The organism is Fulvivirga marina (assembly GCF_016775155.1).
Taxonomy (GTDB): Bacteria; Bacteroidota; Bacteroidia; order Cytophagales; family Cyclobacteriaceae; genus Fulvivirga; species Fulvivirga marina.
On sequence record NZ_JAEUGD010000067.1, the window covers coordinates 382,934 to 398,403 of the forward strand.

14 protein-coding genes are annotated in these 15,470 nt (G+C 40.1%); 7 read left to right on the top strand and 7 right to left on the bottom strand.

The annotated features are described in order from the left end of the window. Window positions 1-891, bottom strand: coding sequence for an SdiA-regulated domain-containing protein (locus tag JMN32_RS25850; RefSeq protein ID WP_202859308.1), 891 nt, complete (start codon window positions 889-891; stop codon window positions 1-3). Window positions 892-988: 97 nt separating this feature from the next. On the opposite strand from JMN32_RS25850, the gene hemE reads away from it, so the two are divergent. Beyond that, entirely contained in the window at window positions 989-2,023 is a 1,035-nt protein-coding gene (gene hemE, locus JMN32_RS25855; protein WP_202859309.1) for a uroporphyrinogen decarboxylase, read from the top strand. A 70-nt stretch (window positions 2,024-2,093) separates the two neighbouring features. After that, window positions 2,094-2,591, top strand: a complete 498-nt coding sequence (locus JMN32_RS25860) for a hypothetical protein (protein ID WP_202859310.1) — start codon at window positions 2,094-2,096, stop codon at window positions 2,589-2,591. Between the two features lie 393 nt (window positions 2,592-2,984). On the opposite strand, the gene accD is transcribed toward JMN32_RS25860, so the two are convergent. Further along, window positions 2,985-3,824, bottom strand: a complete 840-nt coding sequence (gene accD / locus JMN32_RS25865; RefSeq protein WP_202859311.1) for an acetyl-CoA carboxylase, carboxyltransferase subunit beta — start codon at window positions 3,822-3,824, stop codon at window positions 2,985-2,987. A gap of 191 nt (window positions 3,825-4,015) precedes the next feature. Here accD and fbaA point away from each other — a divergent pair, with 191 nt between their 5' ends. After that, the gene (fbaA, locus tag JMN32_RS25870; protein WP_202859312.1) at window positions 4,016-5,089 is read left to right on the top strand and encodes a class II fructose-bisphosphate aldolase; all 1,074 of its coding nucleotides are present in this window, start codon (window positions 4,016-4,018) and stop codon (window positions 5,087-5,089) included. An 80-nt stretch (window positions 5,090-5,169) separates the two neighbouring features. Here fbaA and rplS read toward each other — a convergent pair whose 3' ends face one another. The 4 genes from rplS to JMN32_RS25890 all read right to left on the bottom strand — a co-directional run bounded on the left by rplS (window position 5,170) and on the right by JMN32_RS25890 (window position 7,556). Beyond that, window positions 5,170-5,523: a 50S ribosomal protein L19 gene (gene rplS / locus JMN32_RS25875; RefSeq protein ID WP_202859313.1), complete on the bottom strand. Its 354-nt coding sequence runs from the start codon at window positions 5,521-5,523 to the stop codon at window positions 5,170-5,172. A gap of 260 nt (window positions 5,524-5,783) precedes the next feature. Next, window positions 5,784-6,458, bottom strand: a complete 675-nt coding sequence (trmD, locus tag JMN32_RS25880) for a tRNA (guanosine(37)-N1)-methyltransferase TrmD (RefSeq protein ID WP_202859314.1) — start codon at window positions 6,456-6,458, stop codon at window positions 5,784-5,786. A 4-nt stretch (window positions 6,459-6,462) separates the two neighbouring features. Further along, the gene (gene rimM / locus JMN32_RS25885) at window positions 6,463-6,987 is read right to left on the bottom strand and encodes a ribosome maturation factor RimM (RefSeq protein WP_202859315.1); all 525 of its coding nucleotides are present in this window, start codon (window positions 6,985-6,987) and stop codon (window positions 6,463-6,465) included. Window positions 6,988-6,992: 5 nt separating this feature from the next. Next, entirely contained in the window at window positions 6,993-7,556 is a 564-nt protein-coding gene (locus JMN32_RS25890) for a 30S ribosomal protein S16 (protein ID WP_202859316.1), read from the bottom strand. A 320-nt stretch (window positions 7,557-7,876) separates the two neighbouring features. On the opposite strand from JMN32_RS25890, the gene JMN32_RS25895 reads away from it, so the two are divergent. From JMN32_RS25895 to JMN32_RS25910, 4 genes are read left to right on the top strand one after another with little or no spacing between them, the layout of a single operon-like run. Then, complete coding sequence (locus JMN32_RS25895; protein WP_202859317.1) at window positions 7,877-10,594, top strand: 2-oxoglutarate dehydrogenase E1 component; 2,718 nt, start codon at window positions 7,877-7,879, stop codon at window positions 10,592-10,594. A 23-nt stretch (window positions 10,595-10,617) separates the two neighbouring features. Beyond that, window positions 10,618-12,159: a 2-oxoglutarate dehydrogenase complex dihydrolipoyllysine-residue succinyltransferase gene (gene odhB, locus JMN32_RS25900; RefSeq protein WP_202859318.1), complete on the top strand. Its 1,542-nt coding sequence runs from the start codon at window positions 10,618-10,620 to the stop codon at window positions 12,157-12,159. Window positions 12,160-12,187: 28 nt separating this feature from the next. Beyond that, complete coding sequence (lpdA, locus tag JMN32_RS25905; protein WP_202859319.1) at window positions 12,188-13,588, top strand: dihydrolipoyl dehydrogenase; 1,401 nt, start codon at window positions 12,188-12,190, stop codon at window positions 13,586-13,588. A gap of 47 nt (window positions 13,589-13,635) precedes the next feature. Continuing rightward, on the top strand, window positions 13,636-14,256 hold the full coding sequence (locus JMN32_RS25910) for a rhomboid family intramembrane serine protease (protein ID WP_202859320.1): 621 nt from the start codon (window positions 13,636-13,638) through the stop codon (window positions 14,254-14,256). Window positions 14,257-14,349: 93 nt separating this feature from the next. On the opposite strand, the gene JMN32_RS25915 is transcribed toward JMN32_RS25910, so the two are convergent. Next, window positions 14,350-15,456, bottom strand: a complete 1,107-nt coding sequence (locus JMN32_RS25915) for a DUF4249 family protein (RefSeq protein WP_202859321.1) — start codon at window positions 15,454-15,456, stop codon at window positions 14,350-14,352. Window positions 15,457-15,470: the final 14 nt, after the last annotated feature.

Sequence of the window (15,470 nt, forward strand, 5' to 3'; positions counted from 1 at the left end):
CTAATTAGACTTATAACTAATTTTAAAAATTTTGCCCCTTGCCCCATCACCTTCACTAGAGAGATACATGGTACCATCCTGAGCAAAGCATATACCTTCTGGCTGCTTATAAATACCTCTATCGAGACGTACCACCTCCTTCAGGTGAAAGGCAGGCGATAATACCACCAACACTTTATCTGCAGAAAGCCAATATATATCTGAAGTTAAGGGATGCACCGCAATTGCAGACGGATCAAAACTATGTATTTTATTAAAAAACTTTCTTCCCTTAATAAAATCTTCAATCTCCTCTTCCCTGAAATGAAAAAGAGGTTCTGCACTCACTTTCTTCTCCTTGATATTATAGCTATAAACCGCCTTTCCCTTGACTTTTTTATCATTAATTTCACCTTTCTTTTTACAAGCCACAAGTAGCCTATCCTCCAAAACCGAAAGCCCTTCAACATCATTCTGAGAAGAAAAATCCGTATCAACCTCATCAGGCGCTACCGTTTCACTTCCTGAGACTTTAAAAGAGTAAATATCTCCGTTGCTCTTCACCACATATATACTATTACCGACCACCTCAATTCCCTCATAGTCGCCAGACTTGGCAAATTTTATTTTACGTACTAATTCGCCATTTTCTGCTTTCAACACATATACATAACCTAGCTCGTCTTGTACTACTGCCAAGTGAGCATCTCCTAACATAGACAACCCCGAGATTTCCTCCAGATCATAATGGAGCAAATACTTCTGATCAGGAGCATATAATTTGTAGGGAACTTTCTGATAATCATAATCCATATATACACTATCGGTTACCAGATTCGTGATACTATTGCAGTTAAGGGCAGTCAGAGCTAAAAGCGAGAAGGCAAAACATGTAAAAATCAGGCTTTTCAAAATGATGTATTTTGGTTTTCAACAAATTTCCAGAAAAATGGATTGACAAAAAAATAGAGCATATTTTTATTAATTATCCGTAGGAGTATCTTTGTGCATGCAATTGAAAAATGATCTTATTCTTCGCACTATCAGAGGCGAAAAAACAGAGCGCACACCGGTATGGCTTATGCGCCAGGCCGGACGGATTCTACCAGAGTACAGAGAGGTGAGAAACTCTCTATCTGGTTTCAAGGAACTAGTAGAAACGCCAGAACTAGCAGCAGAGGTAACTATTCAGCCTGTTGACATTTTGGGGGTTGATGCTGCTATTATATTTTCTGATATACTGGTAATCCCTGAAGCTATGGGACTCCCTTACGAAATGATTGAGAAGAAGGGACCGCGCTTTCCCTCTACTATAAAGTCAGCAGCAGATCTTAAAAAGATTAAAATTGCAGAAGCTGACGATATCAAATACACAATAGACGCCATCAAAATAACCAAGAAAGAGCTCCATGGACGTGTCCCTCTTATTGGATTTGCAGGAGCTCCATGGACCATATTTGCCTATATGGTGGAGGGTACCGGGAGTAAAACCTTTTCAAAGGCTCGCGCACTACTTTACAGAGATCCAAAAACAGCTCACCAGCTACTGCAAATGATCACTGACAGTACCATCAACTACCTCAAAGGACAAGTAGCTGCAGGTGCAGACCTCGTACAAATATTTGACTCATGGGCTGGCATACTACCGCCTTACCAGTATGAAGAGTTTAGCCTTAAATATATCAGCCAAATCTGTGATGCAATCACAGAGGTACCTAAAACTGTATTTGCGAAGGATGCCTATTTTGCCAGAAGATCACTCGGTCAAATCAACTGCGATACTGTAGGACTCGACTGGTGCATGGACATAAAAGAATCGAGACAATTGGTAGGTACTGACAAAACTTTACAGGGTAACCTTGACCCTTGTGTATTATATGCTGATGAGCAGCGCATAAAGGAAGCCGTAATAAATATGCTTGACCAATTTGGTCCACAGCGTCACATTGCTAATTTAGGTCATGGGGTGTACCCGGATACAGATCCAGGAAAGGTTAAGTTATTTATAGACACGGTTAAAGAATATAGTGCCACTATACATTAAATTATTCTCTTTCCTCCTTATTTTTCTCATAAAATGCTATTAATTTGTCTTAGGCAATTATAAAAATATCATGAAGAAAACCTTACTCTATCTAGCCCTTTTGCTGCTTGGCGCAGCAGTACAAGCCCAGAACAAAGCCGTTCACTATAAGGAATTGCAAAAACATCTACCTGCGTCTCTGGCAGGATTCTCTGCTGAGAGTGCCCCGGAAGGCAATATGTTTGAAATGAATGAGATGTCATACTCTTCAGCCATGAGAGAATATAGCAAAGGAAATTCCTGGCTGACTATCACAATCATGGATTACAAAGGTGCCGCAGAAATGTATGAAGGCTCTACTATGGCATGGAACAATTCCATGTCTTATGAAGACGATCAACAAAAAGCCCATAGTGTTAGCATCAATGGAATGAATGGGTGGTTCAGTTACGATAAACACAATCAAGAGTCTACGCTCATTCTTGGAATTAACGGCAGATATTTGATAACCATCAACATCACCGAAAATGCAGATGAAAGCCTGGCTGAAAAAGTATCAAAAGACTTAGACTTAGACTCCTTACCATAAAATAGCTTAGTGGCTGTTTCGGCCTACACCGAATCCCGAAACAGCCCTACTCACTTCTTAACAACTGCGCAGGGTTTGCAATTTCAGTCTTTATTGCCTGATAATTATACCGTAAGACAGGCAACTTGCAATATAGCCGACCCATTACATCAATAAGTATATACCTTATTATTGATCAGGTTTCTTAAAGCAACTTTTATACAATTACCGATTATGGCGGAATGGTTTGAGGGTATACACCCGCACTTACCTTATAAGTTGCATGCTAACAACCATTAACCTACACATAAAGACATGCAACAGCGACCGACAACCCGACAATACTCCCAATAAAACAAAAAATCTCAGCCGGACTCACCAACTGAGATTTTCAAGTTTTGTCTCAATATATTTTTACTGAAGCATTTTGAGCAAAATAGAGAGCTTGCTCTTCAGGTTTCTTCTATCGACTATAAAATCCAGAAACCCATGCTCAAGCACAAACTCGGCACTTTGAAAGCCCTTAGGCAAATCCTTACCTATTGTCTCCCTGATTACCCTTGGTCCGGCGAACCCAATCAACGCCCCTGGTTCAGCAATATTAAAGTCACCCAGCATAGCATATGAAGCTGTAACACCACCAGTTGTGGGGTCCGTGAGTAATGAGATATACGGGATCCCTGCCTCACTCAACAAGGCAAGTTTAGCTGAAGTTTTTGCCATTTGCATTAATGAAAGCCCGGCCTCCATCATTCTGGCACCCCCAGATTTTGAAATCATTAAAAAAGGTATCTTCTCTTTAAGAGAATGATCAATAGCTCGTGCTATCTTCTCTCCCACTACTGACCCCATGGATCCTCCAATGAAATTAAAATCCATACAGGCGATGGTAATATCAATTCCATTAAGTTTACCATAGGCTGTCCTAACAGCATCTTTAAGGTCCGTTTTTTCCTGAGTAGCCTTTATTCTATCCGGATATGGCTTACTGTCCGCAAATTTTAGCGGATCCGCAGACTCCATTTCGGGGTCCAACTCAGTGAATTTGTTATTATCAAAAAGTATTTCAAAATACTCTTTTGAACCTATTCTCGCATGATAGCCATCTTCAGGGCTTACATAAGCATTATTTTTCAACTCCCTGGTGTGGACAATTTTGCCACTTGGGGTCTTAAACCAAAGTCCATCCGGAGCTTCTTTCTTAGCTTCAGTCGGGGTTTGAATACCTTTATCTTTTCTTTTAAACCAGCTCATGAGGTTAATTTTGTATGAATCAATCCTTTAACAGATATGACGAGTCAATATAAGTAAAATTATCATTGCAAATATCTACAGTATAAGCCAGCTTTCAAAAATTAGCCTTAAGAATGTGACCTACTTGAATTATTTAGTTTATTTGCAAGGCTTTTAAAGCTAATTATTTTTAACCTCTAAAAAACTTAAAAATGTCCGCTTCACAATTTAAAGCCGGAGTTTTGACCGGTGATGACGTACAGAAACTCTTTCAGTTCGCAAAAGACAAGCAATTCGCACTTCCCGCTGTAAATGTGGTAGGTACAAACTCTGTTAACGCTGTAATGGAAACCGCCAGCGAATTAAATTCCCCGGTAATCATTCAGTTTTCTAATGGAGGAGCAAGCTTTTTTGCCGGTAAAGGCCTGTCTAATACCGATCAAAAAGCCGCTATTGCCGGAGCTGTTTCTGGCGCGCACCACGTTCACCTTCTTGCAGAACAGTATGGCGCAAGGGTAATTCTTCATACCGACCACGCCGCAAAAAAGCTATTACCCTGGATAGATGGTATGCTGACAGCTGGTGAAGACTTTTATAAAGTACATGGAAAATCACTCTACAGCTCTCACATGATCGACCTTTCTGAGGAACCCCTCGAAGAAAACATCGAAATATGCAAGAGATACCTTGAGCGTATGAGCAAAATGGACATGACCCTGGAAATTGAACTTGGAGTTACCGGAGGTGAAGAAGACGGTGTTGATAATACAGGAATAGATAGTTCAAAACTATATACTCAGCCTGAAGAGGTGGCTTATGCTTATGAAGAACTCAAAAAAGTAAGCGATAAATTTACAATTGCTGCGGCATTTGGAAATGTTCACGGTGTATATAAACCTGGCAACGTAAAGTTGACCCCAGTTATACTTAAGAATTCTCAGGATTACATTCAAGAGAAGTACAGTACTGGTGAGAAACCGGTTGACTTCGTATTCCATGGAGGTTCAGGCTCTACTGTTGATGAGATAAGAGAAGGTATCTCATATGGAGTAATAAAAATGAATATTGACACTGACTTACAGTGGGCATACTGGGACGGTATTCGCCAATACTATAAAGAGAATGAAGGGTATCTACAAGGGCAAATAGGAAACCCTGAAGGAGATGATGTACCTAACAAGAAATTTTATGATCCTCGAGTATGGTTACGCAAAGGAGAGGAAAGTTTCAAAGCCAGGCTTAAACAAGCTTGTGAAGACCTTAACAACGTAGGTACTCTTAACTAGTCCCTACTTTCAAAAGGACATAAAAAAAGATCGTCAATGTTGACGATCTTTTTTTATGTCCTTTACGAATAAGGAAGGCATTACAACTTTTCTTTAATCCTTGCTGCTTTACCTTGTCTTCCTCTCAAGTAATAAAGTCTCGCTCTTCTTACTTTACCTCTTCTCACCACATCAATTTTCTCGATATTAGGTGATAAAATGGGGAATATTCTTTCGATACCAATACCATTGGAAACTTTTCTAACGGTAAAAGTCTCACCGTTTGAATTGGGATGTCTCCTTTGTATTACAGTACCTTGGAATTGCTGGATTCTTTCTTTGTTACCCTCAGTAATTTTTACGTGCACGTTAACAGTATCACCAGCCTGGAAAGAAGGGAACGCAGCTCTTCTCTCGTTATTTTCTGCTTCCAATGATTTGATAATATCGTTCATGATTTCTATCGCTAAAAAGTCTCTGTTCCAAAAATCGGACTGCAAATATAACAATAATTTTAGAAATACACGATACTACATTAAAAATATGAAAATGCACAAAAATATTTTGTTTAGCTTTATCTTGACTAATCCAAACAAAACATTCCCGATCGCGTCATAGAAATAGGGTATTATTTGGTGTATTGTAAGTTTATGAATAGAAGTCCTAAATTATAACAAACATCAAAATTAGCTAAGGAGATTGCAAAGATTAACTATTATTTCAATAGATTAGGTCTCCGTTTTTTTGTTCTTTTCACCGCCTGATCAAAACGCCAGTCATCTATTTTTTTCTCATGCCCAGACAGCAATATATCAGGCACAACCATTCCTTCAAAGTCCGCAGGCCTGGTATAGACAGGTGGAGCAACCAAATCATCCTGAAAAGAATCAGTCAATGCCGAGGTTTCATCTGAAAGCACTCCGGGAAGTAAGCGGATAATAGCGTCTGAAACTACAGCTGCGGCAAGCTCACCTCCTGACAGGACATAATCACCAATACTAATTTCTCTGGTTATAAAATGCTGACGCACACGCTCGTCAACACCTTTATAGTGCCCACATAGTATGATTATATTTTTATACATAGAAAGCTGATTAGCTATACTCTGAGTAAACTGCTCTCCATCGGGACTCATATATATCACTTCATCATATGCACGCTTAGATTGCAAATCACGAATACAGTTTGCTATCGGCTCTATCATCATCACCATACCTGCCCCACCACCAAAAGCGTAGTCATCAATCTTTTGATGTTTGTCGGTAGAATATTTCCGCAAATCATGGATATTAACCTCCACAAGTCCTTTCTTTTGAGCTCGCTGTAAGATAGAGTCCGAAAATGGACTATCCAACAAACGTGGCAAGCATGTAATAATATCTATTCGCATATCATTAGTCCAGGTAAATATCCAATAAGCCTTCGGGTAGATTCACATTTAGAGTACTTTTTTCATGATCAACCTTACCTATGATCTCATCATTAATAGGAACCAACACCTCTTTACCCCTATGGTCTATCGCAAGCAAATCCTGATTTGGAGAGGTGTAGACATCAACAATAACACCTACATCACCCGCCGTTGTATCAATTACATGGTACCCCATAACCTGATGGTAGTAAAACTTATCATCATCCAACTCAGGAAGCATCGAAAGAGGTAAAAAAAGCCCTTTCCCTTTTAGTTCATCAGCTTGTTCCAGAGTATTAACATCTTCAAACCTGACAATGGCCTTGTTGCCTTTAATAGAAATGGATTCAATAAAAAAAGGAACCAGTTTATCGTTTATTTCAACGAAAACTGATTCCAATTCCTGATATTCATGTGGAACATCAACATCCAATATGATGCTAACCTCTCCACTCAAGCCATGCTTTTTGATGACGTAACCAAGCTGGAAACACTCACCAACATTCATAGCTATTATTCTCCTTTATTCTCTTCTCCTTCAGCAGGAGTTTCGTCTTTAGGCTCTTCTACAGCCTCAGCAGATTCTGCTACAGCTTCCTCGGCTGCTGCTGCATCTTCAGCTTCGCTTTTCTTTTTAAGCGCTTCCGCTCTAGCTTCCTTAACTTTAGTTTCAGCTTCTTTTCTAGCTTTAGCACTAGCAGCAGCTTCTTTGGCAAGTTTATCTTTCTTCGACTCGATTTTAGATTCTTTCTCTTGCAACCAAGCTTCGAATTTTTTATCTGCCTCTTCCTGAGTAATCGCTCCTTTATTAACACCTATTTGCAAGTGTTTCTTAAGCATAATTCCTCTGTATGAAAGCATAGCCCTTACTGTGTCAGTAGGTTGTGCTCCATTCATTACCCACTGAAAAGCTTTCTCCTCATTCAACTCAATAGTTGCAGGGTCAGTGTTCGGATTGTATCTACCAATCTTCTCAATGTAGCGACCATCACGTGGTGCTCTAGCATCTGCTACGACTACATCGTACAATGCTTGTTTTTTACGACCTCTACGGGCCAATCTGATTTTTACTGCCATTTTTTTATTTAGTTTCTAAAACTACGGATCACGTCCGCCCTTTAAAAGACTGCAAAGATAAGGTTATTTTCCAAATAATTCACACAGCCAAAGTAAAAGAAGGACGCATACCTTGAAATACATCTTATTGGGAAGAAGGGTTAGTTATTTTGCAAACAAATAGCTGTCGCTAGTGTTCCAATTTTAACCAGAAAAGTGTGAATCCCTAAAAAGCCCTCAACTATACTGAAAATTAAACAAATTTGTTAAAGCGAATAAACGATTTTTTAATTGTATTTATCTTACCTACATTTGTTTTACAATTTCACAAGAACAAACCCATGGATAAATACTCCTACATTTCCAACGCTCACGGCCATTATCTGGATGAGCTGTATCAAGCATACAAGCAGGATCCCTCATCAGTAGATCAATCATGGCAAAAGTTTTTCGAAGGTTTTGAATTTTCTCAACAGAAGTTTGGGGAAAACGGACATGTCTCCACTGAAGAAAGCTCTAAGGAGACCCAGGTGCGCAACCTGATTCACGCATACCGCTCAAGGGCGCATTTAAAGTCAGATACAAACCCGGTACGTACAAGGCGTAACCACAATGTAACGCTATCATATAAGGATTTCGGTTTATCAGATAATGACTTGAATACGGAATTTGAAGTTGGCAGTGAAATAGGTTTGGGTAAAGCCAGCCTAAAAAAGATCATTGAAACGCTGGACACAATTTATTTGGGCCATATAGGTTTTGAATATATGCACATCCGTGATTCAGAAATTCTTGATTGGTTCAAAAGAAAATGTGAAAAAGAAGGCCTCGACACGAACCCAGATAAAAGCACTAAGCAAAGAATTCTAAGCAAGCTGAATGAAGCTGTAGTCTTTGAAAACTTTCTGCACACAAAATTTCTTGGTCAGAAAAGGTTCTCTCTCGAAGGTGGAGAAAACACCATTCCGGCCCTTGATCAGATCATACACTATGCGACAAACTTCGATGTAAAAGAGGTTGTTATTGGTATGGCACATAGAGGCCGCCTTAACGTACTGGCCAACATCATGGGCAAAACCTATGAGGAAATATTCAGTGAATTTGAGGGAACAACAGACCCTGACCTTACCATGGGTGATGGTGACGTAAAGTATCACATGGGATATTCCAGCCGGATAAAAACTGTCTCAAACAAAGATGTTTATGTAAAATTGACACCAAACCCATCTCACCTTGAAGCAGTGGATCCTGTCGTTTTAGGTTATACACGAGGTCAAATTGATGACGAGTACAGCGGAGACCCAAAAAAGGCCATGTCAGTATTAATTCATGGAGACGCAGCATTAGCGGGTCAAGGTCTTGTTTACGAGATCATACAAATGTCAGAGCTTGATGGCTATTCCACAGGCGGAACTATTCACTTTGTAATTAATAACCAGGTTGGTTTTACTACCGATTATGATGATGCCAGATCAAGTATCTACTGTACTGATGTTGCCAAAATCATAGATGCCCCGGTACTTCACATCAATGGAGATGATCCTGAAGCTGTAGTGTTTGCTTCAAAATTGGCGGTAGAATATAACCAAAGATTTGGCAAGGATATTTTTATTGATCTCCTATGCTACAGAAGACATGGTCACAACGAAGCTGACGAACCAAAATTCACTCAGCCAAAATTATATAGCCTCATCGCCAAACACCCTAACCCAAGAGAAATCTATGTAAAGACTCTAATTGAGCGTGGGGATATTGATGAGGAGAATTCCAAAAAGCTTGATAAAGAATTTAGAGACCTATTACAAGACAGGCTTAACGAAGTGAAGCAGAAGCCTCTTCCTTACAAACCTCAAAAGGTAGAAGAAGAATGGCAGCTCTTACACAGGGCTAAACCAGAAGATTTTGATGAGTCTCCAGACACGAGCATAGATCTGAAAGTTGTTGATAAAGTAGCTAAAGCGCTTACTTCTCTTCCTAAAGGGTTTAAACCCTTAAAGCAAATCGATAAGCTCATTAAAGACAGAAAAACTAATTTCTTAGAGAAGAAGGAACTCAATTGGGCTGATGCGGAATTGCTGGCTTACGGATCTTTATTGACCGAGAATAAGTTGGTTCGTATGTCTGGCCAGGATGTGAAAAGAGGTACATTCTCTCACAGACACTCGTTTGTATTCGATGCCAATACTAACGAGCCATATTGCAACCTCAATCATATTGAAGAAGGTCAGCAAAAATTCCAGATCTATAACTCCCTGCTTTCTGAGTTTGGTGTTCTAGGTTTCGAATATGGATATGCAATGGCCACACCCAATGCATTGGTACTTTGGGAAGCTCAATTTGGAGATTTTGCCAATGGTGCCCAAGTTATGATTGACCAGTTTATAACCAGTGCCGAATCCAAGTGGCAGCGTATGAATGGTCTTGTAATGTTACTTCCGCATGGTTATGAAGGACAGGGGCCTGAGCACTCCAATGCCAGACCTGAAAGGTTTTTGCAGTTAGCCGCTGAAGAAAACATGATTGCAGCCAACTGTACTACTCCTGCAAACATATTTCATTTACTAAGAAGACAAGTAACCTGGAGCTTCAGAAAGCCTTGTATCGTATTTTCTCCAAAATCGCTTCTTAGGCACCCTAAGGTGATATCTCCAATCACAGATTTTACGGAGAGTAAATTCCAAGAGGTAATCGATGACAACTATGTTACTAAAAAATCGGTTAAACGGGTATTGCTATGTAGTGGTAAAGTCTACTATGACTTGCTGGAAGAGCAAGAAAAGAAAAAAATCAAAGACATTGCCATTGTAAGAATTGAGCAATTGTACCCTTTCCCTAAAAAGCAACTTGACAAGGTACTGAAACAGTATAAAAATGCTGAACTATATTGGGTACAGGAAGAACCCTCAAACATGGGGTATTGGTGGTTCATCAAGCGATTTAAGGAAGACTCCAAACTAGAATTAGTTTCTAGAAAAGCCAGTGCATCTCCGGCAACCGGTTATGCAAAAGTGCATAAAGTAGAACAAGCACGTATAGTAGAAAAAGCATTTGACAAGTAATAACATATTAAAAATATATTCCGATGAGTTTAGAAATCAAAATTCCTGAAGTAGGTGAGTCAATCACCGAAGTAGTTATAGGCTCTTGGTTAAAGAGCGACGGAGACTATGTAGAACAGGACGAAATCATTGCTGAAATTGAAACTGATAAAGCTACTCAGGAATTTCCAGCAGAAGCTTCTGGCGTGCTACGCATTAAGGCCAACGAGGGAGATACTGTTGCGGTTGGTGCAGTAATAGCAGAAATCGATACCGACGCTAAGGCTGGCGGGAAAAGTGATGCTCCTAAAGAAAGTACGGCAAGTACCACTACTTCTTCCGATGACTCTGAAGAGGGTAAGAAAACCGGAGAAATAAAAGAAATGCATGTATCAGAGCTTGGGGAGTCTATTACTGAGGTCACATTAGCTTCTTGGTTTAAAAAAGATGGAGATTTTGTAGAGCTCGACGAAACAATAGCAGAAATCGAATCAGATAAGGCCACTTTTGAACTACCTGCTGAAGCGAATGGAATACTTCGTACGGTAGCCAGTGAAGGTGATACTTTAGAAATTGGTGCTCTACTTTGTAAAATTGAAGTTATGGAAGGAAAACCTTCTGGAACAACTTCTTCAACAAGCCAAGAAAAGCCCGCAGAAACATCATCAGTATCAGTTTCAGGAGAAACAACATATGCGACTGGGCACCCTTCACCTGCTGCAGCAAAAATTCTCGAAGAAAAGGGTATTAATGCCGGAGACGTAAAAGGTAGTGGTATTGATGGACGTATTACTAAAGAAGATGCTGAGAAAGCTCAGAAGCCTACTCAGCAAGCACCAAAAGATACCTCCAAACCAGCAGCCACCAGTACAAGTGCTGCAGGAGCCAGAGACGAGCGCAGAGAAAAAATGACTAACCTGCGTAAAACCATCTCCAGAAGACTTGTAGCTGTTAAAAATGAAACAGCTATGTTGACTACCTTCAACGAGGTGGATATGAAACCTATTATGGATCTACGTAAAAAATATAAAGATCAATTCAAAGAAAAATACGGTGTTGGTTTAGGTTTTATGTCATTCTTCACCAAAGCATGCTGTCAGGCTCTTAAAGAATGGCCGGCAGTAAACGCAGCAATTGATGGCGATGAAATAGTTTACCATGACTATTGTGATATTTCAATCGCCGTTTCGACCCCTAGGGGGCTCGTAGTTCCAGTGGTTAGAAGTGCTGAGGCAATGGATTTTCAGAGTATCGAAAGTGAGATTATCAGACTTGCCGTAAAAGCACGCGATGGGAAGCTCACAATTGATGAAATGACCGGTGGCACATTCACGATTACTAATGGAGGTGTGTTTGGCTCAATGCTTTCAACACCGATCATAAATGCACCACAGTCTGCAATTCTTGGAATGCATAATATTGTAGAAAGACCTGTAGTAGTTAATGGTGAAGTCCAAGTCAGACCGATCATGTACGTTGCACTATCTTATGATCATAGAACCATTGACGGTAGAGAGTCGGTAAGCTTCCTTGTAAGGGTAAAAGAGTTACTTGAAGATCCTACTCGCTTAATGTTGGGAGTATAAATAAAACTTTGGTTTAAAAAATATTAACATGCAATACGACGTAACAGTAATTGGTTCAGGCCCTGGTGGATATGTAGCTGCTATCCGCAGCGCACAGCTCGGTTTTAAAACAGCCATTATTGAAAAGTATAATACCCTTGGTGGAACCTGCTTAAATGTAGGCTGTATTCCATCCAAAGCAATGTTGGATTCGACAGAGCACTACCATAATGCGGTAACTCATTTTAAAGAGCATGGCATTGAGATCAGTAAGCCAAAGGTAAACCTAAAGCAAATGATTGACCGAAAGGCAAGTGTGGTAAAACAGACCTGCGATGGCATTGATTTTTTAATGAAAAAAAACAAAATCGATGTTCACCATGGTGTAGGATCTTTTGTTGATAAGAACACCATTAAAATCACCCCTGAAAAAGGTGATGCCAAGGAAATAAAAACCGATAAAGTAATCATTGCCACAGGTTCAAAACCTGCGGATCTGCCTTTTGCCAAAATAGATAAAAAGCGCGTGATTAGCAGCACTGAGGCATTGGAGTTAAAAGAAATACCCAAACACCTTATCGTGATTGGTGGTGGTGTGATAGGTATGGAGCTGGGTTCTGTTTATTCAAGAATTGGCTCCAAAGTTACCGTGGTTGAATATATGGACAAGATAATACCTACTATGGATGGCACCATGGGCAAAGAGCTTACAAGGTCTGCCAAAAAATTAGGTATGGATATTAAGGTCAGTCATAAGGTAACTTCTGTAGAACCCAAAGGTAAGGAGGTTGTTGTTAAAGCTGAGGACAAAAAGGGCGGCATCGTTGAGATCAAAGGCGATTACTGCCTCGTTGCTATCGGCAGGAAACCATATACTGCTGGTCTTGGGCTTGAAAATGTAGGTATTAAAACCGACGATCGAGGGAGAATAGAGGTCGACAATCACTTAAAAACTAACATTGATAATATCTATGCTATTGGTGACGTAGTGAAAGGTGCCATGCTTGCGCATAAAGCCGAGGAAGAGGGCACAATGGTAGCAGAGCAATTTGCAGGTCAGAAACCGCATATTAACTACCGCTTAATACCAGGTGTGGTATATACCTGGCCAGAGGTTGCCAGTGTAGGTTATACAGAAGAGGAGCTGAAAGAGGAAGGTAGAGCTTATAAAACAGGAGCTTTCCCTTTCAAAGCCTTAGGCAGAGCCAGAGCTAGTATGGATATCGATGGACAAGTAAAAGTGCTTGCTGATAAGCAAACAGATGAAATTCTTGGCATTCATATCATCGGTGCAAGAGCAGCCGATATGATCGCAGCAGGAGTTACAGCCATGGAGTTTAGAGCGGCAGCTGAAGATGTGTCACGCATGTCACACGCTCACCCAACGTACATGGAAGCAGTAAAAGAAGCCTGTCTGGCGGCAACTGATAATAGACCCATTCACATTTAATTATAGAATGCCCGGAATCCAATCCGGGCATTATTTTTTAGCCAATTATGTCAGTGACATTAATACTTGTAATTATCACTGTTCTTGCCAGCTTATATGCATGGAACAATCAGGATCTGCTTAGGAAATGGATATTCAATCCATATAGTGTAAACGAATACCGACAGTATTACCGTTTTGTCACATCAGGGTTCATTCATAATGACTTCGTACATTTACTATTCAATATGTTGGTACTTTGGATGTTCGGAGAGCAAGTTGAATATGTTTTTGCTGCAATTTATGGTATTAGTGGAAAGGCCATTTTCGTAGCACTCTATCTGTTGGGGATAATAGTTTCTGACATACCAACTTACTTAAAGCATAAAAACCACGCATATTACAACGCCTTGGGAGCCTCTGGTGGTGTTGCTTCGGTTTTGTTTAGCTTTATCCTGTTTGCCCCAGCTCAAAAGCTATACCTCTATGGTATTATCGGACTACCTGGTATAGTGTGGGCCGCATTGTACCTCCTATACTCAGCCTACATGGGTAAAAGAGGGGCTGACAATATCAATCATGATGCTCACCTTTATGGCGCTTTGTTTGGGGTTGGATTTACTATATTGGTCTATCCCAAAGTTATTCTACATTTTATAGATCAACTGGGCAACCTCAGTCTTTTCTAACACCTTAACAAAGCCTATTGGTTAAGACAACGACTTTGACAGTACTTACTACGGTCTAGTTGTTTAGAACCCTAATTTATAGGGAATTGCCATTTATCTAATCCACCATTCCGGTTTTTCCAGTGTAGCCTTGCCATTGGGGTATCCAAGACAATCCTTGCAAGGATCAATATCTCCAATAGCTGGAGGTCCATAAGGCTTGAGACATTCTTCGCGCAAATGATTATATACATAGTATGATAAATCAGTGATATCAAAATACCACCTTTTTGCCTGCTCTGAGGCTATCCAAAAATACCCAACAACCTTTTTGTCACCCTCTACGCTGTTAATATTAGTCTTTAGGTTGTAAGGAGGTTTATCGAAAAAGGCTCCTGCTGTAGCCTGTTCCTGCAATTCTTGGAAGAAATAATAGTCTTTTTCATTGAGTATATACTGTTTTACCAGCAGAGAGAACTTCTCAAACAATCGCTCATTGCCGTGCGTTTCCATAAAGAAAAGGTCATTTGCATATCCGCCTACATGATCCTCCTGCAAAGTATAGTTTGGCAAATAGGTGCTGCTGCGTATCCAACATGTTTTATTAATATAAGGTCTTAAAGGAACAGTATATTCCCATATAGGCTCAAAATCCCATTTGTAGTACCTAGGTAGTCCACTTTCATTTTTAGGGATACCAACATTCACATTAATACCCTCTATGGTTTTAACCTTTTTCTCTCCCGCCACAATCTCATGGACCTCTTTTGATAACTCTGTAAACGACACATCCCCCATTTCCTGACCATCAACCTCAGGAAGTCTCAGCCATTCAGATTCAAATTTATCACCATCAGGAAGAGAGATTGATAGCTTATAATCCATCCCCGGGCTTGCGGCAAAATCACCATAAGCAAGCCAATATTCGCCTTCATTAATCTCATGATACCACCAACTATTTTTACTATCTCCGGATAATAACTGGATTGAGGCTCCAACCACAGGCTCCCCTCTCTTGTTCGTAACATCGCTTGTATAGCTTAGCTTAACCTTGAAGTAGCGACCATCATTTGGGTATGCCCTTGACTGTTCATACGAAACATCCGTAATAAATCCATCAACTATCAATACAGGCGTATCATCCTTGATAACAAACTCATAAGGCTCAATACATCCTATAATTGCAATGAAAAGCAGTACATAAAAAAACCTGAAGCCCATACTATTTATAATTT